Annotated in this window: 24 protein-coding genes; 14 read left to right on the forward strand and 10 right to left on the reverse strand. The window is 52.7% G+C overall.

What is annotated here, in order from left to right; genetic code table 11:
• Window positions 1-5 precede the first annotated feature (5 nt).
• Window positions 6-1,055: a CDP-6-deoxy-delta-3,4-glucoseen reductase gene (locus RGQ30_RS09810; RefSeq protein WP_130556090.1), complete on the reverse strand. Its 1,050-nt coding sequence runs from the start codon at window positions 1,053-1,055 to the stop codon at window positions 6-8.
• Here RGQ30_RS09810 and RGQ30_RS09815 point away from each other — a divergent pair.
• The gene (locus tag RGQ30_RS09815) at window positions 1,047-2,036 is read left to right on the forward strand and encodes a Rossmann-fold NAD(P)-binding domain-containing protein (RefSeq protein ID WP_130556089.1); all 990 of its coding nucleotides are present in this window, start codon (window positions 1,047-1,049) and stop codon (window positions 2,034-2,036) included. The genes RGQ30_RS09810 and RGQ30_RS09815 overlap by 9 nt on opposite strands.
• Before the next feature lie 3 nt (window positions 2,037-2,039).
• Here RGQ30_RS09815 and RGQ30_RS09820 read toward each other — a convergent pair whose 3' ends face one another.
• Genes RGQ30_RS09820 through RGQ30_RS09830 form a run of 3 tightly spaced genes read right to left on the reverse strand, consistent with a single transcriptional unit; the run spans window position 2,040 to window position 4,197 of the window.
• Window positions 2,040-2,315, reverse strand: coding sequence for a polyhydroxyalkanoic acid system family protein (locus tag RGQ30_RS09820; protein WP_130556088.1), 276 nt, complete (start codon window positions 2,313-2,315; stop codon window positions 2,040-2,042).
• A gap of 50 nt (window positions 2,316-2,365) precedes the next feature.
• Window positions 2,366-3,505, reverse strand: a complete 1,140-nt coding sequence (locus RGQ30_RS09825; protein ID WP_420915142.1) for a TRAP transporter substrate-binding protein — start codon at window positions 3,503-3,505, stop codon at window positions 2,366-2,368.
• A 5-nt stretch (window positions 3,506-3,510) separates the two neighbouring features.
• Window positions 3,511-4,197, reverse strand: a complete 687-nt coding sequence (locus RGQ30_RS09830; protein WP_130556087.1) for a LutC/YkgG family protein — start codon at window positions 4,195-4,197, stop codon at window positions 3,511-3,513.
• Between the two features lie 205 nt (window positions 4,198-4,402).
• On the opposite strand from RGQ30_RS09830, the gene fdxA reads away from it, so the two are divergent.
• The 8 genes from fdxA to RGQ30_RS09870 all read left to right on the forward strand — a co-directional run bounded on the left by fdxA (window position 4,403) and on the right by RGQ30_RS09870 (window position 10,077).
• The gene (gene fdxA, locus RGQ30_RS09835) at window positions 4,403-4,726 is read left to right on the forward strand and encodes a ferredoxin FdxA (RefSeq protein WP_130556086.1); all 324 of its coding nucleotides are present in this window, start codon (window positions 4,403-4,405) and stop codon (window positions 4,724-4,726) included.
• An 18-nt stretch (window positions 4,727-4,744) separates the two neighbouring features.
• The gene (locus tag RGQ30_RS09840; protein ID WP_130556085.1) at window positions 4,745-5,551 is read left to right on the forward strand and encodes a ferredoxin--NADP reductase; all 807 of its coding nucleotides are present in this window, start codon (window positions 4,745-4,747) and stop codon (window positions 5,549-5,551) included.
• Window positions 5,552-5,662: 111 nt separating this feature from the next.
• Complete coding sequence (locus RGQ30_RS09845) at window positions 5,663-6,898, forward strand: polyhydroxyalkanoate depolymerase (protein WP_130556084.1); 1,236 nt, start codon at window positions 5,663-5,665, stop codon at window positions 6,896-6,898.
• Window positions 6,891-7,532: an RnfABCDGE type electron transport complex subunit B gene (locus RGQ30_RS09850; protein WP_130556083.1), complete on the forward strand. Its 642-nt coding sequence runs from the start codon at window positions 6,891-6,893 to the stop codon at window positions 7,530-7,532. Before RGQ30_RS09845 ends, RGQ30_RS09850 begins: the two co-directional genes overlap by 8 nt.
• On the forward strand, window positions 7,529-8,161 hold the full coding sequence (gene nth / locus RGQ30_RS09855) for an endonuclease III (RefSeq protein WP_130556082.1): 633 nt from the start codon (window positions 7,529-7,531) through the stop codon (window positions 8,159-8,161). Before RGQ30_RS09850 ends, nth begins: the two co-directional genes overlap by 4 nt.
• Window positions 8,158-9,252 carry a hypothetical protein gene (locus RGQ30_RS09860; RefSeq protein WP_130556081.1) on the forward strand — a complete coding sequence of 365 codons (1,095 nt, stop codon included), beginning with the start codon at window positions 8,158-8,160 and terminating at the stop codon, window positions 9,250-9,252. The genes nth and RGQ30_RS09860 overlap by 4 nt, the downstream gene beginning before the upstream one ends.
• Before the next feature lie 21 nt (window positions 9,253-9,273).
• Entirely contained in the window at window positions 9,274-9,708 is a 435-nt protein-coding gene (locus RGQ30_RS09865) for a DUF1841 family protein (protein WP_130556080.1), read from the forward strand.
• Window positions 9,709-9,903: 195 nt separating this feature from the next.
• The gene (locus RGQ30_RS09870) at window positions 9,904-10,077 is read left to right on the forward strand and encodes a hypothetical protein (RefSeq protein WP_298215844.1); all 174 of its coding nucleotides are present in this window, start codon (window positions 9,904-9,906) and stop codon (window positions 10,075-10,077) included.
• Between the two features lie 357 nt (window positions 10,078-10,434).
• On the opposite strand, the gene RGQ30_RS09875 is transcribed toward RGQ30_RS09870, so the two are convergent.
• Both RGQ30_RS09875 and RGQ30_RS09880 read right to left on the reverse strand, forming a co-directional pair.
• Complete coding sequence (locus tag RGQ30_RS09875) at window positions 10,435-10,767, reverse strand: c-type cytochrome (RefSeq protein ID WP_130556079.1); 333 nt, start codon at window positions 10,765-10,767, stop codon at window positions 10,435-10,437.
• Window positions 10,768-10,789: 22 nt separating this feature from the next.
• Window positions 10,790-11,131 (reverse strand): c-type cytochrome, encoded by a 342-nt coding sequence (locus tag RGQ30_RS09880; RefSeq protein ID WP_130556078.1) that lies wholly within the window; start codon window positions 11,129-11,131, stop codon window positions 10,790-10,792.
• 196 nt (window positions 11,132-11,327) lie between these two features.
• Here RGQ30_RS09880 and RGQ30_RS09885 point away from each other — a divergent pair, with 196 nt between their 5' ends.
• The 4 genes from RGQ30_RS09885 (at window position 11,328) to RGQ30_RS09900 (ending at window position 14,645) form a co-directional block, all read left to right on the forward strand.
• Window positions 11,328-12,170, forward strand: a complete 843-nt coding sequence (locus RGQ30_RS09885) for an AAA family ATPase (protein WP_130556077.1) — start codon at window positions 11,328-11,330, stop codon at window positions 12,168-12,170.
• A gap of 15 nt (window positions 12,171-12,185) precedes the next feature.
• Window positions 12,186-13,361, forward strand: coding sequence for a vWA domain-containing protein (locus tag RGQ30_RS09890; protein ID WP_130556076.1), 1,176 nt, complete (start codon window positions 12,186-12,188; stop codon window positions 13,359-13,361).
• Between the two features lie 69 nt (window positions 13,362-13,430).
• Window positions 13,431-14,051 carry an outer membrane lipoprotein gene (locus RGQ30_RS09895; protein WP_130556075.1) on the forward strand — a complete coding sequence of 207 codons (621 nt, stop codon included), beginning with the start codon at window positions 13,431-13,433 and terminating at the stop codon, window positions 14,049-14,051.
• A 132-nt stretch (window positions 14,052-14,183) separates the two neighbouring features.
• Window positions 14,184-14,645 (forward strand): hypothetical protein, encoded by a 462-nt coding sequence (locus tag RGQ30_RS09900; protein ID WP_130556074.1) that lies wholly within the window; start codon window positions 14,184-14,186, stop codon window positions 14,643-14,645.
• 14 nt (window positions 14,646-14,659) lie between these two features.
• On the opposite strand, the gene htpG is transcribed toward RGQ30_RS09900, so the two are convergent.
• Window positions 14,660-16,558, reverse strand: a complete 1,899-nt coding sequence (htpG, locus tag RGQ30_RS09905; RefSeq protein ID WP_130556073.1) for a molecular chaperone HtpG — start codon at window positions 16,556-16,558, stop codon at window positions 14,660-14,662.
• Window positions 16,559-16,728: 170 nt separating this feature from the next.
• Here htpG and RGQ30_RS09910 point away from each other — a divergent pair, with 170 nt between their 5' ends.
• Entirely contained in the window at window positions 16,729-17,850 is a 1,122-nt protein-coding gene (locus RGQ30_RS09910; RefSeq protein WP_338284368.1) for an HD-GYP domain-containing protein, read from the forward strand.
• A gap of 35 nt (window positions 17,851-17,885) precedes the next feature.
• Here the strand turns inward: RGQ30_RS09910 and RGQ30_RS09915 are convergent, their stop codons facing one another.
• The 3 genes from RGQ30_RS09915 to rlmB all read right to left on the reverse strand — a co-directional run bounded on the left by RGQ30_RS09915 (window position 17,886) and on the right by rlmB (window position 23,369).
• Window positions 17,886-20,189, reverse strand: coding sequence for a hypothetical protein (locus RGQ30_RS09915; protein ID WP_130556071.1), 2,304 nt, complete (start codon window positions 20,187-20,189; stop codon window positions 17,886-17,888).
• A gap of 108 nt (window positions 20,190-20,297) precedes the next feature.
• Window positions 20,298-22,616 (reverse strand): DNA topoisomerase IV subunit A, encoded by a 2,319-nt coding sequence (gene parC, locus RGQ30_RS09920; RefSeq protein WP_130556070.1) that lies wholly within the window; start codon window positions 22,614-22,616, stop codon window positions 20,298-20,300.
• Window positions 22,617-22,634: 18 nt separating this feature from the next.
• Complete coding sequence (gene rlmB / locus RGQ30_RS09925) at window positions 22,635-23,369, reverse strand: 23S rRNA (guanosine(2251)-2'-O)-methyltransferase RlmB (protein ID WP_130556069.1); 735 nt, start codon at window positions 23,367-23,369, stop codon at window positions 22,635-22,637.

Here is a 23,369-nt window from a genome sequence, read left to right on the forward strand (position 1 = left end):
TGTTTTCAGGCAATTCCACCCTGCCCGGCCACTGCCGAAGTGTCGGCAAGCGAAGTGAATGAATCAGCAAAAAACTCGTCTGCTGGCAGTCCACACTGTGCTGAAAAATCCCGCTGCGCCGATTCCACCACAATGGGCGCGCCGCAGGCATACACCTGGTGCCGGCTTAAATCGGGAAAATCGGCCATGACAGCTTGGTGAACAAAGCCTGTTCGGCCTGACCACGCACATTCAGACGTGGCATCAGAAAGTACCGGCACAAACCTGAAATTCGAATGCGCCTGGGTCCACTGAAGCGGCAATTCCATCCTGTACAAATCCGCCTTGGTGCGAGCACCCCAATACAACACAAATTCTCGCGTGCTGTTCTTGAAAAATGCCTGTTCAAGCAACGATTTGATGGGTGCGAAGCCCGTTCCACTGGCCAGCAGAATGACAGGCTTTGTCGAATCGTCACGCAGGAAAAAGGTACCGAAAGGGCCTTCGAAGCGAAGGATTTCCCTTTCCTTCATGGTGGTGAATACATGGTCGGTAAACAGGCCGCCCGGCATGTGACGAATATGCAACTCGATACCGCCTTCCTGATACGGCGCATTCGCCAGTGAATAACTGCGACGGGAACCATCGCGCAGCATGAATTCAATATACTGCCCGGCATTGAACTGCAACACCTCATTGGCGGGCAGTTGCAATTTCAGCACCGCCACATCAGCGGCAGGCTTTTCAATACTTTGCAAACGGCATGGCATTTTCTTGATGGGAATGTCGCCCAACCCGGAAAGTTCGCGCACCTTCAACTTGATGGCACTCAGGGGCTTGGCGCAGCAGGTCAGTACTTTTCCGCGCACCCGCTCCTCTTCACTCAATGCGCGTGCTTGGTAGGTGCCGTAATCAACCTGCCCTTCCAACAACTCCGCCTTGCACGATCCACATGCACCATCTTTGCAGCCGTATGGCAAAATGACGTTTGCCCGAAGCGCCGCTGACAAAATAGTGTCATCGGCCTCGCATTCAAACTGTTTTTGACTGGGAAGTACTTCTACGTTGTGATTCATCAAACTGCTTTCCGTGATGTCGACAATCCCGACAGGGTGTTTTTCAAGCGCACATTGCCCCGGCGCTTTCGGCACAGCCGGATATCCATCGCAGGCTGCGGGCAAGTGGGCGTCGTGCTGTTAAGAACCTTTCCGAAACAACATTTTACAGCGACTTACCGACCATCTGCAGAAGGGCCCGCAAAGCGCAGTGCCATTGTCGCTGACAACGTTCGCCCCATGTGCCTGGATTTGAATGTCAAGGGGGATTTGTTGCGACTGATTTCACTGGGCCACCGCATCATCTGGATGGCGCCACCCGATGCCACCGTACCGGCAGATCAAACTCTCAAAAAACTGGTGTTGTGGGCTGCTGCACGTGCACGTGCGTTCAACAAGCCAGCGCCCCGAATCAGCTATGTGTCCACCACTGGGGTGTATGGCAACGCGCATGGGGAATGGATCAACGAATACACGCCCCTGAATGCGCAGTCGGAACGCGCCAAACGACGTGTACACGCAGAAACGCAATTGCGCCAAGGCTTGAGCAAAGGCGTACACATTCATGTACTGCGTGCGCCCGGCATTTATGGTGACCATCGCTTGCCGATTGATCGAATCAAAAACGGCACCCCTGCACTGGTTCAAGAAGAAGACGCGTGGTCAAACCACATCCATGAACTGGATTTGGGCCGATTGTGCCGATGGGTGAACTACAAGGGCGGGTCATTTGAAATCGTGAACGCCTGCGACGCGAAACCCAGCAAGATGGGAGACTATTTCGACCTGGTGGCCGATGCATTCAACCTGACCCGCCCGCCACGATTTCCACGCGAGCAGGCACGGCAAATGGTCAGCCCAATGATGTGGAGCTTCATGTCGGAATCGCGGCGGATCGAGTCACGCAATCAGCAAAAGCTGGGGTTTCGTTTGAGATACCCCAGCGTGGCGGACTTCATTCAACAACGTTTGAATCAGAAACCCGAATCGGGCTCTGCATAGCGCTCAGGCAAACATTTTGCCCAGATTGTTGTCAATTTCTGCCTGGATTTTTCCCTTGAACGCCTTGAGCATGAACCCGAGGGAAATATCCAGAATGACTTCCTGTTCTGTCACATCCAGTGTTCCCTTGACGCCGCTGCGGGTGAAGTTCAGTGTGTTGCCTTGCCATTGGCTGTCGACCTGGAACTCCTTCTGAAGCTGATCTGCCAGCTTTTGTGCCGTTTTTTTGGCGTCTTCCAGAGAGAGATTGTGGGATTTGCGCGCGCGGATGTCTGACATGATTGTTCACTCTTCAAGGTGTTGTGCCGGTATCTTAACCCAGCCGTCGCCTACGCGGTAGGGAACCAAAAATCGAAAGCCATTTTTGATGACGGCGTGAGGTCGTTTTCAAAACCCACCACGCGTTTTGCGAATCGCATCTGCGAGTCAATAATACGTTTGAAGATTCGACTGTTGGCAGATTCGCGGGCGATGATCTTTCGCCAGGCATTCAACTGCGCTTTCAAAATGTCATCGGGTGTTCCGAAATACCGTACCCCTTGTTTGCGCCGCATTTCCTCGTAGTCAGTTGAAAACCGGTCGGCTGCTTTCCAGCTCAGGTCCGCAGAAGAGGCCTGCAAGGCATAGCGGATAATTGATCGCAGCGCAAAGGACAAACCATCAAATCGCTCCTTGTTGAAAATCACTTCAAACACTTCGCTGCTTTGATGGAAACTACGGATCATGCACACCGAGGAAACACTGGGAAAACCCAGGGCCCTGTCTGAACTCGGGTTGTTGAATTCCGCTGCATCAATCAATCCCTTGTCCAGCCAAGGCACAATGTCTGCGGGCTGAAGCGCAGTGGTGTTCAGGCCAAGTTCCTTGAATACTTCAGCTGCAAGACCAACCGCTCGAAACCTCAAGCCCTCAAGGTCTTTCAAATTTGAAATGCGGTTCTTGAACCATCCCAAGGGTTGAGGAGTTAGCGGCCCATACATGAACCCCTGAATATTCAGATTCATTTCCTTTTGAACAAGCTCGTCATACAGCTGCTGACCGCCGCCATATTGAAACCAGGCCAGAATCTGGTTTGAGCTCATGCCGAAACTGGGGCCACTGCCGAAAAGGGAAAATGCAGCATGTCGGTCGTGCCAGTAGGTAGGCACACCATGCCCGCCATCCAGTTGACCCTTGTGCACCGCATTTTGAATGCCGAATGCTTTCACGATGCTGTTGGCTGGATAGACATCAATTCGCAGTTCGCCGCCCGACATGTCATTCACCTTTTTGGCGAAGTCCTGGGCAAACTCATTGAAAATGTCTTTGGTAGGCCAAGTGCTTTGAAACTTCAGCACGATGGGCTTGCCTGTTTTGATCAACGCCGGGGGTTGAGCCTGAACAGGCAAAGCTAAAGCACCCGCACCTACAGCCAGTGCCTGTTGCACAAAACGTCTTCGGGAATCGTCACTCATCGAGTCGTCGCGCATGTTGATTACTGCCCGACCAGAATCAAGTGCACCCTGTAAGGTCCATGCGCCCCAAGCACAATGGTTTGTTCAATATCGGCTGTTCGTGAAGGACCGGAGACAAAGTTCAAGGCACGCGGCATCAGCCGGTCTTGTGAACGCAAGCGAGCGAATGCATCTTCCATGGTGTGTACAACCTGGCTGGCGTGAACTACGGCGATATGCGTTTCAGGCAATAAATGAGTGCTCGCAGGCTCTTGGGCATTGCTCGCAAAAACCAGCGTGCCGGTTTCAGCCACTGCGCAGGCCACAGCACTGATTCCGATCAAATCGTCACCTGTGGGTGCACCAAGAAGATTTGGCTGGGACAGCACGGACCAATCCAGGTGACTCAATGCTGGCCAAACCGCAACCGTGCCATTCAACTGCAAACTGGCCATGTAATCATTGCAAGCCTGAACAATCCCCTGCTCGGAATCCACGCGGTGCAGGGTACACAGCATCGCTTTTGATCGCTCTTCAAAAAGAGCCACCACATTATCGACAGGCGCAGGTGCCGGACCACGGGTTTTGCGAGTCAGGTAACCTTGCGCAAGGATCCGCTCATTTGCATGCATTGATTCAGGCCTGGATTGCAGGCTGCGAATTCGCTTGAGAATTTCGGCTCGTGCACCGGAAGTATCCAAATCGTCATCGTTCAGGGACAGGCTCAAGATTTACCCTCAAATACGGCTTGCAACGGGAATGACAGAGTCACTCTATATAGGTATCGAATGTCCCCATTATAGAAAAACAAACTCCGTGTTGCGCCTAGGGTATGCCCCCATGTCAGTTGATCAATTCGAGCAGACGCTCCAGCCCAACGGTGCGTGATGGATTACAATATGACGTTACCTTGTTGAATCACACATTCTCACCATGACACACGTAGTTACCGAGTCCTGCATCAAATGCAAATACACCGATTGCGTGGATGTATGTCCAGTCGACTGTTTCCGTGAAGGCCCCAACTTTCTGGTCATCGATCCCGATGAATGCATTGACTGCGCCGTGTGCATTCCAGAATGCCCGGTGAATGCCATTTACGCCGAAGAAGACGTTCCTGCGGATCAGGTCAAGTTCATCGCAATGAACGTAGACTTGGCCAAAGACTGGCCAAGCATCACACGCATGAAGGCACACCTGCCCGATGCCGACGACTGGAAAGACGTCAAAGAGAAATTGCAGTATCTTGAAAAATAACAATTTTTCGGCAGTTCCATGAGTGAAGCTGAAGACAAATACACCCGGGAAACCATCACCAGCCTGCGAGTATGGGTTCCGGGAAAATTGTTTTCCTTCACCTGCACCCGCCCTTCGGGCTACCGATTTACAGCCGGTCAGTTTGCCCGGCTTGGTGTCGAAAACCTTCTGAAACTGCCAGGCGAACCAGACATCATCTGGCGAGCGTATTCGATGGTTTCAAGCCCATTCGATGAACATCTCGAGTTTTTTTCGATCGTGGTGCCCAACGGGGCGTTCACAAGCCACCTCAGCCAATTGGAAGTGGGTTCACCGATTTATATCGACAAAACCAGCTTTGGTTTCCTGACCACGAGCCGATTCGAATCAGGCCGCGACCTCTGGCTTCTGGGTTCTGGCACAGGCCTGGCGCCTTTTTTGTCCATATTGCACGACCCCCAAACCTGGCAGCAATTTAAAAATGTAGTTCTTGTGCACAGCGCCCGAACAACGGAAGAACTGGTTTACCAAGAGATGATCAACAGTTTCACCAGCCACCCTTTGCTGGCTGAACTGATTGAAGACATGGCACAGCGTTTCCACTACGTGCCCGTTGTCACACGGGAGGAAGCCCCCAACTGCTTGAATGAACGAATCACCAGGCTGCTTGAAAATGGCGCACTGGCGGCCAGTACAGGGCTCGACTTGAACGTGGACCTGAGCCGCTTCATGATTTGTGGCAATCCCGACATGGTCACTGATATTCGCAAGGTATTGAAAACACTTGGTTACTCACCAGCACGGCGGAATAATCCGGGAGAAATTGCGGTGGAGAATTATTGGTGACCGAACAATTTTGCAAACATGTTGCAATGCAGCAAAGTTTGCAAGATAATCGTCAGGATATTGACTCATAATTGTCAAAAAAGAACATCGCCAAAACGCCGGAGGCACCACATGCTGTATCAAATGCACGAATTCCAGAGAGCTTTGCTCAACCCAATGACCATTTGGGCCGAAGCGGGTTCCAAGCTCTACAGCAATCCGTTCAGTCCACTGGCCCACATGCCCATGGCGCGTCGTATCTCTGCCGGTTTTGAATTGATGTACCGACTGGGGAAAGAATACGAAAAGCCACAGTTTGGAATTACCACTGTGAAATGCGGCGACAGGGAAGTGTCGATTGTTCAGGAAATCGTTGAAACCCGACCTTTTTGCAAGCTGATCCATTTCAAGAAGATGGTGCCTGCAGAATCGAAGCCGTTGAAACCTCAGCCCAAGGTATTGGTGTTTGCTCCGCTTTCGGGTCACCACTCCACCTTGCTGCGCGACACGGTCAAAACCTTGCTGCAAGACCATGACGTATTCATCACCGACTGGGTCGACGCCCGAATGGTACCGCTCTCGGAAGGCGCTTTCCATCTGGACGACTACGTGCACTATTGCATCGGTTTTATCCAGTTGCTGGGCCCAGACGTTCATCTGATTTCTGTCTGTCAGCCCACGGTACCCGTGATGGCAGCAGTGTCATTAATGGCCTCCAACAAAGACCCCAAACAAGCCAAGAGCATGACCATGATGGGCGGGCCGATCGACACACGCGAAAGCCCCACCGAAGTGAACAACCTGGCGACGAAAAAACCATACTCCTGGTTCGAGAACAACGTCATCTATAGTGTTCCACACACCTACCCAGGTTACCTGCGTCGTGTTTACCCTGGCTTCCTGCAACACTTGGGCTTTGTCAGCATGAACCCTGACAAACATGCACAAAGCCACTACGACTTCTACATGCACCTGGTTGAAGGTGATGGTGAAAGTGCCGAAAGTCATCGCCAGTTCTATGATGAATACAACGCAGTGCTTGACATGCCGGCTGAATATTACCTGGACACCATCAAGACCGTGTTTCAGGACCATGCCTTGCCCATGGGCACTTGGGATGTTCGCGGCCAACGCGTAAAACCTGAAGATGTCACCACCGTTGCATTGCTGACTATTGAAGGCGAGCTGGATGACATCTCCGGTCCAGGTCAAACCAAAGCTGCCCTCGGCCTGTGTAAAAACCTGCCAGCAGACAAGAAAGAGCATTACGAAGCCATGGAATGCGGACACTATGGTATCTTCAGCGGTCGCCGTTGGCGCGAGAAGGTTTACCCAAAAATCCGTGAATTCATAGCCAAGAATGCATGAAAAGCTTGTACAGGAAATAGACGACTTACTTCCTCAAACCCAATGCACGCAGTGCGGGTTTGAGGGCTGCCTGCCCTACGCCAAAGCAATGGCCAGGCAGGAAGCAAATATCAATCGCTGCCCTCCAGGTGGCACTGCAACCATCAATGCGCTGGCTCGTCTGCTCGAAAAACCCGTTGTTGAATTAGACAGCACCTGCGGCTCCACCATTGAACGGCACATTGCCAGAATTGACCCCCAACATTGTATCGGTTGCACCTTGTGTATCAAGGCCTGCCCGGTTGACGCAATCGTGGGAAGTAGCAAACGTCGGCATGCCGTGATAGCGGAATTGTGTACGGGCTGTGAGCTGTGCATCCCGCCCTGCCCCGTCGACTGCATTGAAATGCTGTTCATGCCTGAATTCAGCCATTGGGATCAAAACCTGGCTCATGCGGCCCGCAACCGCATGAACACGCGTGAAATTCGCCTGAAGCGTCAAAAGGAAGAACAAGCTGAACGACTGGAGGCCAAAGCCATTCACAAGCTTGATGAACTCGATGACTCCCCAAGCCCTGATGCCGCCGCCAAGAAAGCCGTTGTTCAAGCGGCACTTGCACGCGCGCGCGCTCGCCGCCAAGCGCAAACACCATGAACAAAGAAAAACGAACCGAGATATTCACGCGCTTTCAGCAAGCCAACCCGGAACCCAAAACGGAGCTGGAATACAGCACACCCTTTGAGTTACTGGCCGCTGTTTTGCTGAGTGCCCAAGCCACGGACAAAGGTGTCAACATTGCAACCCGGAAGCTGTTTGCAGTAGCCAACACCCCAGCCGCGATTGCCGCCTTGGGGGTTGAAGGGGTTGAAAACTACATCAAGACCATCGGACTGTTTCGTGCCAAAGCCAAACACTTGGTACAAACCGCTGAAATTCTTCGCGATCGATACAATGGTGAAGTGCCCGAGGATCGGGAAGCGCTTGAAAGCCTTCCAGGTGTTGGTCGTAAAACGGCGAATGTTGTCTTGAATACAGCGTTTGGCCACCTCACGATGGCTGTGGACACACACATTTTCCGGATCAGCAACCGCACAGGCATTGCACCCGGAAAAGACGTGCTTCAAGTCGAGAAACGTCTGCTGAAACTGGTTCCACAGGAATTCATGTTGAATGCGCACCACTGGCTGATTTTGCATGGGCGCTATGTGTGCAAGGCGCGCAAACCAGAGTGCACTCGTTGTAGTATCGTTGACTTGTGCGAATTCAAAAAGAAAACGACATGAGCCACGCAATTTGCGTTCAAATGTTTGAAGAAGCCTCGCTTGAGAATGCCCAAATGGTCATTGAACAAGCGGTGGAAAAAGCAGGCTTACGCCGCCATTCCGATTACATTGCCCGTGTTGTTTTGTTGTGTACCCCTCATTTTGCACCCTTCCTGCAAGACGTAGCGCAATGCTGCATCAGCAAAACCAATTGCATGAACGTCTGGGGTGGATGCGCATCGGGCTTGCTGGGCGAAGGTCAGGTATTCAGCAACGAAGCCACCATTTTGGTGGCGGTGTTTGGCAAGGAATTTGAAGTTCGCCAGGATGAAACCTTCGACAAAAATGCCGCGCTGACCCTTCTGATTGTTGAGCATGAACAAACCTTGACCGATCATTGGAAGCTTGCGGATAGGGAACCCGAATCGAGCCGGGTTGATGCAGATGCGATGGGGTTGCTGTCCTATGGGGCGAATTACGCCAAAATGCCCCGTGTTGAAAATGGACGCTTGTGCGACGAATCAATTAGTTCGACAAAGCTCCTGGTTGAAAATCCACTGGTTTTGAATTCTGAAGGGTTGGCTTTCCTCAGCCCGGCCCGGACAGTCAGCGAAAGCAATGGGCTTTTTCTGATTCGGGTGGCGGATGAAAAAGCAGCGGTAGCGCTGAAATGCCCCTCGGAACAGCCACGCCCTGTGGGACTGCGTCTGCAAGTCATTCATGAGCAGGGCGAAAGCTGGATTCCCGTGATGGAAATTCACGCGGATGGTACGCTCGGCTTGGCTGCCCCCGTCATGAAAGGTCAGCAGGTTCGGCTGGCGCAGCGCACACCCAAGGCGATCGATGTCGAAATCAAGACATGGATGCCCGCAGTAAATACCCATTTCAACAACAAGGCTCCCGAGATCGGCATATTGTTTGCCGGCTTCGAACGCAGCCAGATGTGCCACGCCGATGACAACGACATTGATTCTGTCATTTCCCACTTCCCGGACACCGAATGGATTGGCGTGTTTGGTCAAGCCGCTTGGCTGAACAACGCGGACACCGTGGTTACACCGCCCCGAAACAACCGACTCAGCCTGTGCCTGTTCAACAGCCCACAGATTTAATTTCCCGAAAGTGATCGTTCCATGTTTAACCCCACACGTGACCAGGCCCGACTTTTTTTCCTGAACAGCTGGAAGAAATACCACCGCGAAGACCCGCTGAGCGAAGCAGAAAGCCTTGCCCTTCAGTGGATGACCCGCCACCCCGAATACTTTGCCGTGTTTGATGCCGAGCCTGAAGCCATTCTTGCAGCGGACTACGCGGTTGAAGCGGGTCAAAGCAACCCCTTCCTCCACTTGTCCATGCACCTGGCGGTTGCTGAACAGGTCAGCATTGACCAGCCGCCGGGTATTCGTGCTGCGTTCGCTAAGCTGTGCGAGAAGATGGGTGATGAGCACAAAGCAGCACACCAGGTATTTGAATGCCTTGCCGAGCAAATTTACCAGCAGCAAAAGAATGGTGTGGCGTTTAGCAGCGACAACTACATTCAATGCATTCTGGAACACAGCGGGGTTTGACGCCCGCTCGGCGCGAATTCCAGTCGCCTGGTTGGCAGCTTAGCTACCCACTCGGGGCGAATTCCAATCGCTCGGTTAGATGTAGTTGCCTCAGATGTAGTTGCCTCAATCAGCAGCGAGGTTCCAATTGCTCGCCTGAAAACCTGTTGATCCCTTTTTGAAATTCACATTGACTCACTGTTCTCGGCAAAACACATGGCCGAGAACAGTGTCGGCTTGCCGCCGAACGTGACATGTGAATTCAAACGGGCAGGTTTTCTTGAATGGCGAAACGATTGGAACCTCGCTGCCGATTGGGCAGCAAACAAGCCGGTGATTGATGACGCGCGCGCGATTGGCCAGCTGAGTTTTGTCGCAACGTACTCGTGATGACTCACAGTTGTGTGCTAATTAACCCGGTAGTGGCTCAGTCAATTCGGTAGTGGATTTGCTTGTTCCGCACTTTAAGAAAGTCGCCCCGTTTTGAGTTCAACACAGTGTTCGGGCGAAAGCCGACACCAAGCCTCGGCCGTCATTTTTGCCGAGCTTGGTGAACTGGGTTGAATTCAAAAAGGGAGAAAGCGATTTTCAGTGCGGAACAAGTAAACCACGACGAGTTGACGGCCCGAACTACGACGAATTCCCCCCACACTGACACAGCAAGGCGAGCTATAAAAAAACCCGCTTTGACCAAAACGGCTCAAGCGGGTTTTCATCGAATCTGGCCGAAAAACGGCCGATGTCAGTTTACTTTTTCAAGTACAAGTCGCCTTTCATGGAAGCGAAGAAAGCGGACAGGTCTTTGATGTCTTGCTGGCTAAGACCAGCAGCCATACCGCCCATGATGGCATTGTTACGGCCACCACGCTGATACTGCTTCAAAGTGTTGGCGATGTAGTCAGCATGCTGACCGGCCAGCTTTGGATAGGAAGGGTCCATGGTTTTGTTCCAGTTGCCTTCAACCGCGTGGCAGGCTGCACACTGGGCTTCTGCTTTGGCTTGGCCAGCAGCAATGTCAGCGGCCTGAACTGAAAATGAGGCTGCAAACAAGGCGGCAGCGATAGCGAAAGTTGTTTTCATTTTTTAATGTCCCTGTTGCAAATCACTTGGCCTGCGCGTAGTACGCGGCGAGGTCAGCGATGTCTTGTTCGGTCAGTGTTTCAGCAATACCGCGCATGGTGGGGTGCTTGCGATCGCCCTTTTTATAGGCAGTCAATGCCGCTTCAATGTACTTGGCGTTTTGGCCAGCAATGTAAGGCACGTTGTAAACTTCAGGGAAGCTGGCCTTGTAACCGGGAATGCCATGGCAACCGATACACATGGATTTCTTCGATGCCGCAGCTTCGGCATTGCCTTCAACAGCCTGGGCCGGAGTGGCAAATGCCAGGGCAGCCAAAAGGCCCACTGCGCTCGCGGCGCGAACAGTCAAACCGATACGTTTCATCTCGCTCTCTCGTCAACAAATGTAATTGGTGGTCAGCCGCTCTGGGGCGCTGGACAAAAACCTTGTCATTTTACGGTCGATCGAGTGTTTAGTCTATGAACAGCTCGACGAAAGCGCTTGTTTGGATGAAAATTTCAGCAAAATAGCACTGAATTGCACTTACACTGACACAATCAAATTACCAGGAATTACAAAAATGCGTTTTGAAGGTAGTAATACTTACGTCGCCACAGAAGACCTCAAACTGGCGGTGAACGCCGCCATCACCCTGCAGCGCCCCTTGTTGATCAAAGGCGAACCCGGCACGGGCAAAACCCTGTTGGCGGAAGAAGTGGCTGCATCGCTGGGTCTGGAGCTGATGCAATGGCACATCAAATCAACGACCAAAGCCCAGCAAGGCTTGTACGAATACGACGCGGTCAGCCGCCTGCGCGATTCCCAACTGGGTGAAGAACGCGTCAAGGACATCAAGAACTACATCGTCAAAGGCGTGTTGTGGCAGGCGTTCGAAAGCGAAAAGCCGGTGGTGCTGTTGATTGATGAAATCGACAAAGCCGACATCGAGTTTCCCAATGATTTGTTGCGCGAAATCGACCGCATGGAATTCTATTGCTATGAAACCAAGCAATTGATCAAGGCGACCCACCGCCCCATCGTCATCATCACGTCGAACAACGAAAAAGAGCTGCCCGACGCTTTCCTGCGCCGCTGCTTTTTCCACTACATTCAGTTTCCAGACAAAGCCACCATGGAAAGCATTGTGGCGGTGCATTTCAAGAACCTCAAAAAGGAATTGCTGGACGCTGCCATGGCCAGTTTCTTCGGCATTCGTGCCCTGCCCGGCCTGAAGAAAAAGCCAACCACATCGGAGTTAATAGACTGGCTTCGATTGCTGTTGGCTGAGGACATACCTGCCAGCGCACTTCAAGCCAAGGACGGCAAGGACGCCATTCCACCCATGCACGGTGCCCTGCTCAAGAACGAGCAAGACATTGAACTGTTCAACCGCTTGGTTTTCATGGCCCGTCAGGGTCGATAAAGAAGGGCTGTTGCTGTGCTACTGGATTTTTTCTTCCAACTTCGCGATGCCAAAATTCCCGTCAGCGTGCGGGAATACCTCACCCTGCTTGAGGGCATGAAAGCGCAATTCATGACGCCAAGCCTGGACAATTTCTACCATTTGTCACGGCTTACCCTGGTCAAAGACGAACGGTTTTTCGACCGCTTTGACCAAGTGTTCGGCAATTATTTCAAGGGCTTGGAAAAGAACATGGACTTGTTCGCCCAGTTACCCAAAGACTGGCTGGAGAAACGCTTTAACCGCGAATTCACCCCGGAAGAAATGGCGGCCATTGAAGCCATGGGTGGGCTGGACAAACTGATGGAGCGCCTCAAGGAACTGCTGAAGGAACAGAAGGAACGCCATGAAGGCGGCAGCAAGTGGATTGGCTCGGGTGGTACCTCACCATTTGGCAACAACGGCTTCAACCCCGAAGGTGTGCGAATCGGCCAGGATGAAAGCCGCAATCGCCGCGCAGTGAAGGTGTGGGACCAACGCCTGTACCAGGACTACGACGATGAACTGGAAATCGGTACGCGCAACATCAAGATTGCCTTACGCCGCTTGCGTCGTTTTGCCCGCGAAGGCGCCCAAGATGAACTGGACCTGGACAACACCATTGAATCCACAGCGCGCAACGCCGGCTGGCTGGACCTTAAAATGCGCCCTGAGCGCCACAACTCGGTCAAGGTGCTGATGCTGCTGGACGTGGGCGGTTCAATGGATGACCACATCCGCCGCACGGAAGAACTGTTTTCTGCCGCAAAAAGCGAATTCAAGCATCTCGAGTTTTACTACTTTCACAACTGCGTTTACGACTTCCTTTGGAAAAAGAACCACCGCCGACACAGCGAGCGCTTCCAGACCACAGACATTCTGCGCACTTACAACAGCGACTACCGCCTGATTTTTGTGGGCGATGCCACCATGAGCCCCTATGAAATTCTTCAGCCTGGTGGCTCGGTGGAGTACAACAACAAGGAAGCTGGCGCGGTGTGGCTGCGTCGCTTTCTGGATCGCTTCCCCAAGGCGGTCTGGTTGAACCCGGAACCCGAAGGACTTTGGCAATATCGGCAAAGCGTGGAAATCATCCAAAAAATCATGGAAAGCCGGATGCACCCCCTTACGGTCGGCGGTCTTGAAACAGCAATGCGATATCTTAGTAAATAATCGTTGTATTCCTTTTTCTGGATACCGGCGTTAATAGCAACACAAACACATTTCGTGTGGAGAAAGAGAATGGAAACCAAACGTACACATCCCCTGATTATTACAGCCGCAGTTGCCGTTATTTTGGCCAGTGGCATTGCCATTGCGTCCATGACCGGCCTTTTGCCAAACAGCCAAGCCAATATGAGTGACCAGGAAATCGCTCAAATGGAAGAGCAGGCACGAATTGAGGAAGAGGCCAAGGCTGAAAAAGAGGCCAAAGAAGAAGCCAAGGCAAAGCAGGAAGCTGCTGCGAAAAAGGCAGCCTCCAAACCGGTTGCTGCCAAACCTGCCCCTGTACAAACCGCAGCCACCTGTAATACCTGTGGCCGGGTCGTTGAAGTTCGCCAGCGAACCATTCAAGGCGAGGGTTCTGGCCTGGGTGCAGTGGCTGGGGGTGTTGTCGGCGGCCTGTTGGGCAGCCAGATCGGTGGCGGCAATGGCCAGAAGGTGGCTACGGCTGCGGGTGTTGTAGGCGGCGCGGTACTTGGCAACAAGATTGAGAAAGACCGAAAAGCCAGCACCCAATATGACGTGGTGGTGCAGTTCGATGACGGTGGCTCAGACGTATTCAGCTTCAGCAGCTTGCCCAACTGGCAATCTGGCGACCGTGTCAAAGTTGTAAACGGTCAGATCACCTCCAACCTGTAAAACGCTTTCATTTTTGCAGGAATTGACAAGTCACCCGAAAACGGGTGACTTTTTTCATTCCCCAGGATTTTTTGGAACCAGTTTTCGCCACAGAGCACTTAATTCAGATACCACGCCTGAATTAGAGCCAACATGCCTTCATTGAACGAACAAGAACTCATCACCGCACTGGCCGCCTGGGTTGGAAAACTCAAAGACCCTTATTCAAAGGCTCGGTCTGCTCCAATTCCACCTGTGACGCTTCAATCCAGCTCACCCAACGCATGGCTTGAAATCAAGCAAGTTCACAAGAACCGACTGGAAGTGACCTGTATTCACCGGGTGATCGAGCAGGATGACGACAACAATCTGGAAGAAATTCGAAGGGAGTGTGCGCAGTTCAATTCACTGATGGAACGCGTGAGGTTACCGGTTTACATCTGGGAAGATCGCGACAAATCAGAGTTTCAATTGCGCTGGCAAGAAACCATGCTCACGCAGGCCGACCTGAAATATGTTCAGCGTTTTTTCGAACAATCGCTGTACTTGGCCAATGCGCTGCAAAGCCGACTGGGTTGGGCACTGAGTGATCAGGCCCAACCCGTCAGCCACTGAACTGGGCTAGATCATCAAGCCTTGACTGTCAGCAACAGCATGTTCAATCGACGCACGAAGCCGGCTGGATCATCCAGTTGGCCTCCTTCCGCCAGAACAGCCTGATCAAACAACACGTTCACCCACTCGTCGAAATGGCTGGTTTCGATTTTCAGGCGCTGAATGAAAGGGTGTTCCGGGTTCAGCTCCAGGATTGGCTTGCTTTCAGGTGCATTCTGCCCAGCCTGCTTCAACATGCGCTTCAGATGCTCGCTCATGCCCATTTCATCGGCCACGATACAAGCAGGACTGTCCGTCAGTCGCAGCGTGACACGGGCTTCTTTAATGCGATCCTTGAGCAGGTCTTCAACCTTTTTCAACACATCCTTGAACTCGTCTTCAACCTTCTTCTTGGTTTCCTTGTCGTTTTCATCTTCCAAGGCCCCCAAATCCAACCCGCCCTTCGCACAGCTTTGCAATTCCTTGCCTTCGAAGTCCTGTAGGTAGGACAACATCCACTCATCGACACGGTCGCTCAACAACAGCACTTCCACACCCTTCTTTTTGAACACTTCCAGGTGCGGGCTGTACTTGGCAGCAGCATAAGTGTCGGCCGTGACGTAGTAGATCTTTTCCTGCCCTTCTTTCATGCGCGCAACATAATCGGCCAGCGACACGGTTTGAGCTTCGCCTTCGCTTTGAGTACTTGCAAAACGCAACAATTTGGCGATGCGTTCCTTGTTGGCCGGGTCATCACCCATACCCTCTTTCAGAACCTGGCCAAACTCTGCCCAGAAGGAAGCATATTTTTCAGCCTCATTGGCAGCCATGTCTTCCAGCAAGCCCAATACCTTCTTCACTGAACCTTCGCGAATCGCCTTGACATCGCGGCTTTCCTGCAAAATTTCACGCGACACGTTCAGGGGCAAATCGGCAGAATCAATGACGCCTTTAACAAAGCGCATATAAGGGGGCATGAGCTGCTCAGCATCGTCCATGATGAAAACACGCTTCACGTACAGCTTGATGCCTTTCTGCTGGTTCCGATCCCAAAGGTCATACGGGGCCTTTGCGGGCACATACAGCAGAGAGGTGTATTCTGAACGACCGCCTTCCACACGGTTGTGGGTGTAGGCGAGCGGGTCGGCAAAATCAAAGCTGATGGTTTTGTAAAATTCGTTGTATTGCTCGGGTGTGATATCGCTTTTCGCGCGGGCCCACAGCGCATTGGCCTTGTTCACATTTTCCCATTCACCTGTAGCCTTCATGCCACCGGCCTCTTCATCCCATTCTTCTTTCAACATCTGAATGGGCAGGGAAATGTGGTCGGAGTACTTGGTCAGGATGGATTTCAGCTTCCAGCCCGACAGCAATTCCTCTTCATCGGCTTTCAGGTGCAGAATAATCTGGGTGCCTCGGTCCGCTTTTTCCAGTGCTTCCACACTGAACTCGCCGTCGCCTTTCGATTCCCATTCCATACCTTGCGCTGCTGGCAAACCGGCCTTGCGTGAGCGCACAGTCACCTTGTCAGCCACAATAAAGGCGGAGTAGAAACCCACGCCGAACTGGCCGATCAGTGCCGCGTCCTTTTGCTGGTCGCCACTGAGCTTGCCGAAAAATTCTTTGGTACCCGATTTGGCAATGGTGCCCAGGTGCTCAATCGCGTCTTCGCGGCTCAATCCAATGCCGTTGTCTTCAATGGTTATGGTGCGGGCTTCCTTGTCGAAGCTCACACGGATTTTGAGTTCACTGTCGCTTTCAAACAGGCCTGCGTTGTTGATGGCCTCAAAGCGCAGTTTGTCGCAAGCGTCTGATGCGTTGGACACAAGCTCGCGAAGAAAAATTTCCTTGTTGGAATACAGGGAATGAATCATCAAATGCAGAAGTTGCTTCACCTCTGTTTGAAAACCCATCGTTTCCTTCATTGCACCCATGTTTAGCTCCCTTTGATGTTTGAACTGATGGCGGGAATATTGGGACAAGTCTGGATATTTCAAGACCTCACCCGCTTGCCCTACCCCCAAGCGGGATTGTTGCTGGCAGTAAGCCTGAATACTGTGGAAATTCCTGGAAACCCGACGTTTGTCCCGACATGGAAGCCCACATGGTCATGCACCGACTGCTTGCCCAACAAATACGGCAGGATGAGCCCTTGCCCTGGAACATCTATGACATTTCGTCGAACTTGCTGTTGCGCAAAGGGTTTATCCTGGACAAGCACATTCACCTGCCCGATTTGATTGAACGCGGCATGTACGTGGAGCTGAGCAGCATCAAGGTCAGCCTGGACAACGAGGGACGCAACAAACACCAGTTTGATCCGTGGCGCCTTTGGGAAGATATTCAGGTCAGGTTGGGCCAAGTGCTGAAAAAGCCTGCCACCGATGGAAAATTCTCAGAACAGGTTCAGGAACTGGCCGACCTTGTGCGTTTGCTGAGTGAGCGCAGCGCCGATGTGGCCTTGGCTGCAATCATGTTGATGGAGCAAGGTCGCTACCCTGTCACTCACAGTCTGCATTGCGCGGTGGTTGCAGAACTGGTGGCCAAACGCCTGGAATGGAGTACCCAGGAACGCCAAAGCCTGTGTTGTGCTGCATTGACCATGAACATCGCCATGCTTGATCTTCAACACACATTGTGTAACCAGGCCACACCATTGACACCGGAACAACAACAGGCCGTCAAGAGTCATCCCGAGCAGGGCTTTCGGATATTGCACACACTGGGCGTACGCGATTCCGCATGGCTTCAAACAGTGATGGAGCATCACGAGCAACTCGATGGCAAGGGTTACCCGAGGGGTTTGGATACGCCCTCACCGAGCGCCTTGCTGTTAAGAACAGTGGATATATTCTGCGCAAAAGTGAGTCCCCGGGCTCACCGAAAACCCATGCTGGCCAGCGAAGCATCTCGACTCATGTTCACTGTTGAAGGTCGCCATGAAAATAACCCGTTCCCGGCCTGTCTGATCAAGCAGGTAGGAATTTATCCGCCTGGCAGCTTCGTCAAACTGGGAAATGGTGAAACCGGCGTGGTGTTCAAACGCGGCGAAAATGCCAATACGCCTATTGTTTATAGCCTGATCAATGAAACTGGGCACGGCATTGCAACACCGATCAAACGGGACACAAGCCAGTCCCCCTTTCAGGTACTTGCAGTGATTCCCCGGTGCAACATGATGCTTAAATTCGACCCCAGGGTCATCTGGAAAACTGCTTCCCAATGAAGGGTCGCAACATGCAGACAAACGCGCAAACCGAATTACATCAACCTCGCTTGGGCATGAACACCTTCGGCTCCCGTTGCCGAATGACTGTTCAGTGCAAAGTGCAATCCCCTGTATTGCGATTGATCGTGGCGCTCAAAAACACGAAATGAAGTGGGCTCATAAGACAGAGGGTGATCCAGAATGGCTTCGACATTCGCTTTCAAAGAGGCAGCAAGCATCGGGGATGCCTTGATTGACCTGCGATCCAGCAATTGGATCAAGGCATTCATCTGATCGATTTTTCTGGCCACTTCAGGCTTCACTTCCGCCCGGATTGCATAGGTTCGCGTTGAACTTCTTTCCGCTTCAACCTTGCCGAGGAAATCCATAATCTGTCGTTTCGCAGTTTTGATGTCTGTCTTTTTTTGTGCAGCCCGCGTTTCGACCCAATTGTTCAGATTGTTCAATACGCTTTGCCTGAAGTCTTTGAAACTTTGAAACTGCACTTCCAAAAATGACATGCCATGCAGGGAACCATCGTTATAAACCACCTCCCGGCGCGCTTCTCGCGAACCAGAGAGCCAATCCACGCTATGCCCCCATCCAAGCAAAGATGGCGCATTGTAACGGGCATCGTCAGTGCTGAAAGAAGAGCGAACGCCCAACTCTACTCCGCTGAATGCCTTCAACTGTCGACCAAGAATGCGCTTTGTCACGTGGATCGCGCCTTTGCTGTCTTCATACAGGCGCTTCATTCTGGAAGTAAACTCCAGCTTGGTGTCAGCAGTCGCAGAAAACCTGACCTCGCCCGCATTCAAGGCCAGTGATGCCTCGACACCTGCAGACATGCCACGCTTTTTCTGGGTGTACTTGCCAATTTCACTGACTGACATTTCGGAGTATTTTCCCATCAGCTTTTTCAGTAACTCACCGGACGTTGTACTGGTTTGAAACTCGGGCTGGGCAGACCACTCCAGTAAATCAGAAATCATGGATTTGAATCGGGTACGCAATTGCTCCTCGTGGCCCCTCACGCGGGGCATTCGCAACACAATTCCCTTTGAATGCTGCTGCTCGCGAATCAAGGGGTTGAACTCTCCACCCACGGTGGCTTGAGCCAAACCAAATTCAGGCCCCAAGGCAGCCCCAAGCCCCGCTTGAACCGACCTGCCTTTGCTGGAATAAATCATCAACTCCATGTTGTACGGCGGCATGGCAATTTCAATGCCCGCAGTGCGCAAGCGCAAGGCCAGAAGTCCGAATTTCAGATGGAACACGAAAAAGGAAACCAGGCTGGTCAACACCACGCCGACACCTTTGGTATTGATGCCCACGCGCCCGCCATCAAATAACTTCAGACGGGATGCACCTTCCATGCGATCAATCAAATGATGAAAAATTGAGCAGATCTGTTTGGGTTGTGCATTTTTGCCGACCAGCCGCGGCTGATTTCCATCCGTCTGATCTGCACCCATCAACCCGAAGCGCAATGCCCTGAATGGCGATTTTTTCAACATGGGTAAAACCCGGGACATGACACCGGGCTTGGCACAACGGCGGGCCCACACCCCCACTTTCAGCAAACGGTTATTGATCGATGCAAATTCGGCCGGACGCACCAAAGGATCCAGATGGTTTCTGAGTGCGTTAACCGACCATGCAAGCCGCTCATGAGTCTGATGATTTCCTCTCAGGCCTGCCAGCGAAGCAACGCCGGCCAGTTCGGCAATCGTTTTTTCAGAGTCTGGCTTTGTTGGAACAGGAACATTAATGACATCGGGAAACCAGCCTTTCTCCTTTTCAATTTGAAGGCAGGATCGGGCCAAATTCACCAAATAATCGATTTGCCCGGAATCTTTGGGCAAGCAGGCACCCTGTTTGATCAACCAGCTTTTGCCGCCTGACAAACCGAGTGCCGTCATCACTATTTTCCAGTGACGGTACGCTTTTGCATCAAACTTTCCGGATCGTTCAGCCGCTGTGTCTATGTAATTGATCGGGTCGAACTGCATGGCCTGACCCAGCAGCGTTCTCTGTCGTGCCGTAGTCAATTGTTGTCGGGCTGAGTCTGAAACCTCGCCTTCAATGAGCAGTTGCTGCATTGTTCTATCAATGAATTCCTCATCGAATTCGTGATTGATCACCTTCAGTTCATAGTGTTGGGTTTTTGATGCCGCAGAAGTATTTCCGCACAATACCTTCGGACTTGAAGTCTTGAGCAGCTTTCCGGCAATTGAGTGCACGGTTCGGGAGAAAGGACCACTGCGTCGACTTCGATACAATCCCACTTCGATTGAGCCCAATCTACGGGCGTCCAGTGGATTGACAGCAGCGGCCATGTGATTGATTACTGACATGGCAGGGTGGCTTTTTTTATTGGAGTTACTAGTATAAAAATGCCACCCACAATTGAGAACGACTTAAAAAGTCTATCGTTATCAGATCGTTGTAGGAACTTTCTCGAATCAGGTTTTCTTAATCGCCGAAGGCTTGAACTTGATATCCAGCTCCTTGCCTTTGCGGCCACGTTTGCCAAGTCGTTCGAGCAAAGCCGCCGGTTTCAGGATTTCATCCCTTTCTTTGCCACCACGACCAAGGCCGGAAACCACGAGACTGTCAGCCGGGCCAAAGGCGATTGCTGCGATTAGGGAATCTTTCTCTTCCAGCGGCAACAACTGAACACCACGCCCGCCGCCGCCCAGCTGCTTGATCTCTTCCAGCATGAACACATGGAAACGACCACTTTCGGCAAGCACAGCCACCCGGTCATCCGAAGGTTGCAACAGCACCGGTGGCAGCAACACTTCGCCCGGGTTCAGGCTGATGAATTGCTTACCCGCTTTCATGCGGCTTTCCATATTGCCAGCATTGGCCAAAAAGCCATAGGCTGCGCTGCAGGCCAGCAACACGGGTTGGGTGGCAGGTGCGGCCAAAGCGTGGCTTAGCGAGCCTCCGTTGAGCTCCACGAGGCTTTGTGCCGGTATGCCATCGCCTCGCCCACCGGGCCAGGCGCTGACGGGCACGCTGAACACCTTGCCCAGCGCATTGCCGGCGCCAAACAGGTAAGTGTTGTCGGTGGTTTGGCATTCAAAGGCGGAATACAGGCCGTCGCCCACCTTGAAGCTGAATTGCGCTGCGTCGTGACCATGGCCCTGACGGTTTCGAATCCAGAATTTCTGGGAAACAATCACGGTGGTGGGCTCATCCACCACTTTCACTTCCATGCTGGCCTTGACCGCTTCCTCAATCAGGGTGCGGCGGTCATCGCCATAAGTGTCGGTGTCTTTGCGAATTTCGCCGATGATTCGGGTTTTCAGCTTGCCTTCATCGGCCAGCAAGGCCTCCAGATCGGCCTTTTCCTCAGCAAGCTTGGCCAGTTCCTGTTCAATCTTGATTTTTTCAAGACGGGCCAACTGACGCAATCGAATTTCCAGAATGTCTTCGGCCTGGCGGTCGCTTAAACGGAAGGCTTCAATCAGGGCAGGCTTGGGCTCATCGCTTTCACGAATCACCTTGATCACTTCATCAATGTTCAACCAGGCAATCAGACGACCTTCCAGCACGTGAATGCGGTCGTTGACCTGCGCCAGGCGGTGCTGGCTGCGGCGGGTTACACACACCTTGCGGAATTCGATCCAGTCCAGCAGCATCGGGATCAAACCGCGCTGGCCGGGGCGGCCTGCGTTGTCGATGCTCACCAGGTTGATGGACGTGTTTGTTTCCAGGCTGGTGTGGCTTAACAAAAGGTTGGAAAACTCTTCGACAGACACATTGCGGCTTTTCGGCTCGAATACCAAACGCACCGCATTTTCCTTGCCTGATTCATCCCGCACAGCATCCAGCATGGCCAAGACCTGCGCCTTCAGGTTCTGCTGCTCGGTGGACAGACCCTTCTTGCCGGCCTTCACCTTTGGGTTGGTCAGCTCTTCGATTTCTTCCAGCACCTTGGCCGTGCTGGTGTTGGGTGGCAACTCCTTCACCACCAATTGCCACTGGCCACGCGCCATTTCTTCAATGGTCCAGCGGGCGCGCACCTTGATGGAGCCCCGCCCACCGGCGTAGATTTCCTTCATTGCACTGGCCGGCGAAATAATCTGTGCGCCACCGGGAAAATCAGGGGCAGGCAAATACCCCATGACAGTGTCCAGATCCGCATTCGGGTGCTTGATCAAGTGGATGGTCGCAGCAGCCACTTCGCGAATGTTGTGCGGCGGAATGTCGGTGGCCATGCCCACTGCAATGCCGGAAGCGCCATTGAGCAGCACAAAAGGCAAGCGTGCGGGCAGCAGTTTGGGTTCCTGAAAGCTGCCATCGTAGTTGGGCACAAAATCCACTGTGCCCATGTCCACTTCGTCCAGCAGCAGCTTGGCAATCGGTGTCAGGCGGGCTTCGGTGTATCGCATTGCGGCAGCGCCATCGCCATCGCGGCTACCGAAGTTGCCTTGGCCATCAATCAAGGGGTAACGCAAGGTGAAATTCTGCGCCATGCGCACCAGTGCATCGTAGGCAGCCTGGTCGCCATGCGGGTGGTATTTACCCAGCACATCACCCACCACGCGGGCCGACTTCACGGGCTTGGCATTGTTGCCCAGGCCCATTTCATTCATGGCATACAAAATCCGGCGTTGAACCGGCTTTTGCCCATCGGCACACTCGGGAAGCGCCCTGCCTTTCACAACCGAAATGGCGTAATCCAGGTAGGCTCGTTCAGCGTAAAGGCCAAGCGTGATCGTTTCAGAATCGTCGCCAGAGGGTGGCGTGGCGTCCAGGGTAAGTTGTTCCATGCGTTACTTCGATATTTCTTATTTGGAGAATTGACGTTGACGTAGGGATTCAAACAGGCACACCGAACTGGCCACCGACACGTTCAGGCTTTCAACGCTGCCGATCATCGGAATTTGAACCAGTTGGTCGCATTTCTCACGCGTCAGGCGACGCATGCCATCGCCTTCGGCACCCAGTACCCAGGCAATGGGACCTTTCAGATCCGCATCGTACAGCGTGTCTGTGGCTTCACCCGCAGTACCAATACACCACACGCCTGCATCCTGAATTTCTTCCAGCGTACGGGCCAGGTTGGTGACGGTGATCACCGGCACGGTTTCAGCCGCACCACAAGCCACCTTCGAGACCACAGGTGTAATACCCACGGACTTGTCCTTGGGCAGTACCACTGCATGCACCCCCGCCGCATCGGCGCTGCGCAGGCAAGCGCCCAGGTTGTGGGGGTCAGTAACACCATCAAGCACCAGCAGCAAGGTGTTCTTGCCATGGGTTTCAATGATTTCAAACAGGTCATTGGATTTCGCCAATTCCTTGGCAAAAGCCACCACACCCTGATGCTGCTTGTGACCGGCCGCCTTTTCAAGGCGGTCCGAGTCGGCCGTGCTGACCTTGATGCCTGAAGCTTTCACCTTGTCGATGAACTGCTGCATCCGTTTGTCTTTTCGGTGTTGGTCAACCAACACCTCTTCCACGCTGGCCGGGGCCTGTTTGACCCGGGCCGACACGGCATGAAAACCATACAAAATGGCCAA

This window comes from Limnobacter thiooxidans (assembly GCF_036323495.1).
GTDB lineage: Bacteria > Pseudomonadota > Gammaproteobacteria > Burkholderiales > Burkholderiaceae_B > Limnobacter > Limnobacter thiooxidans.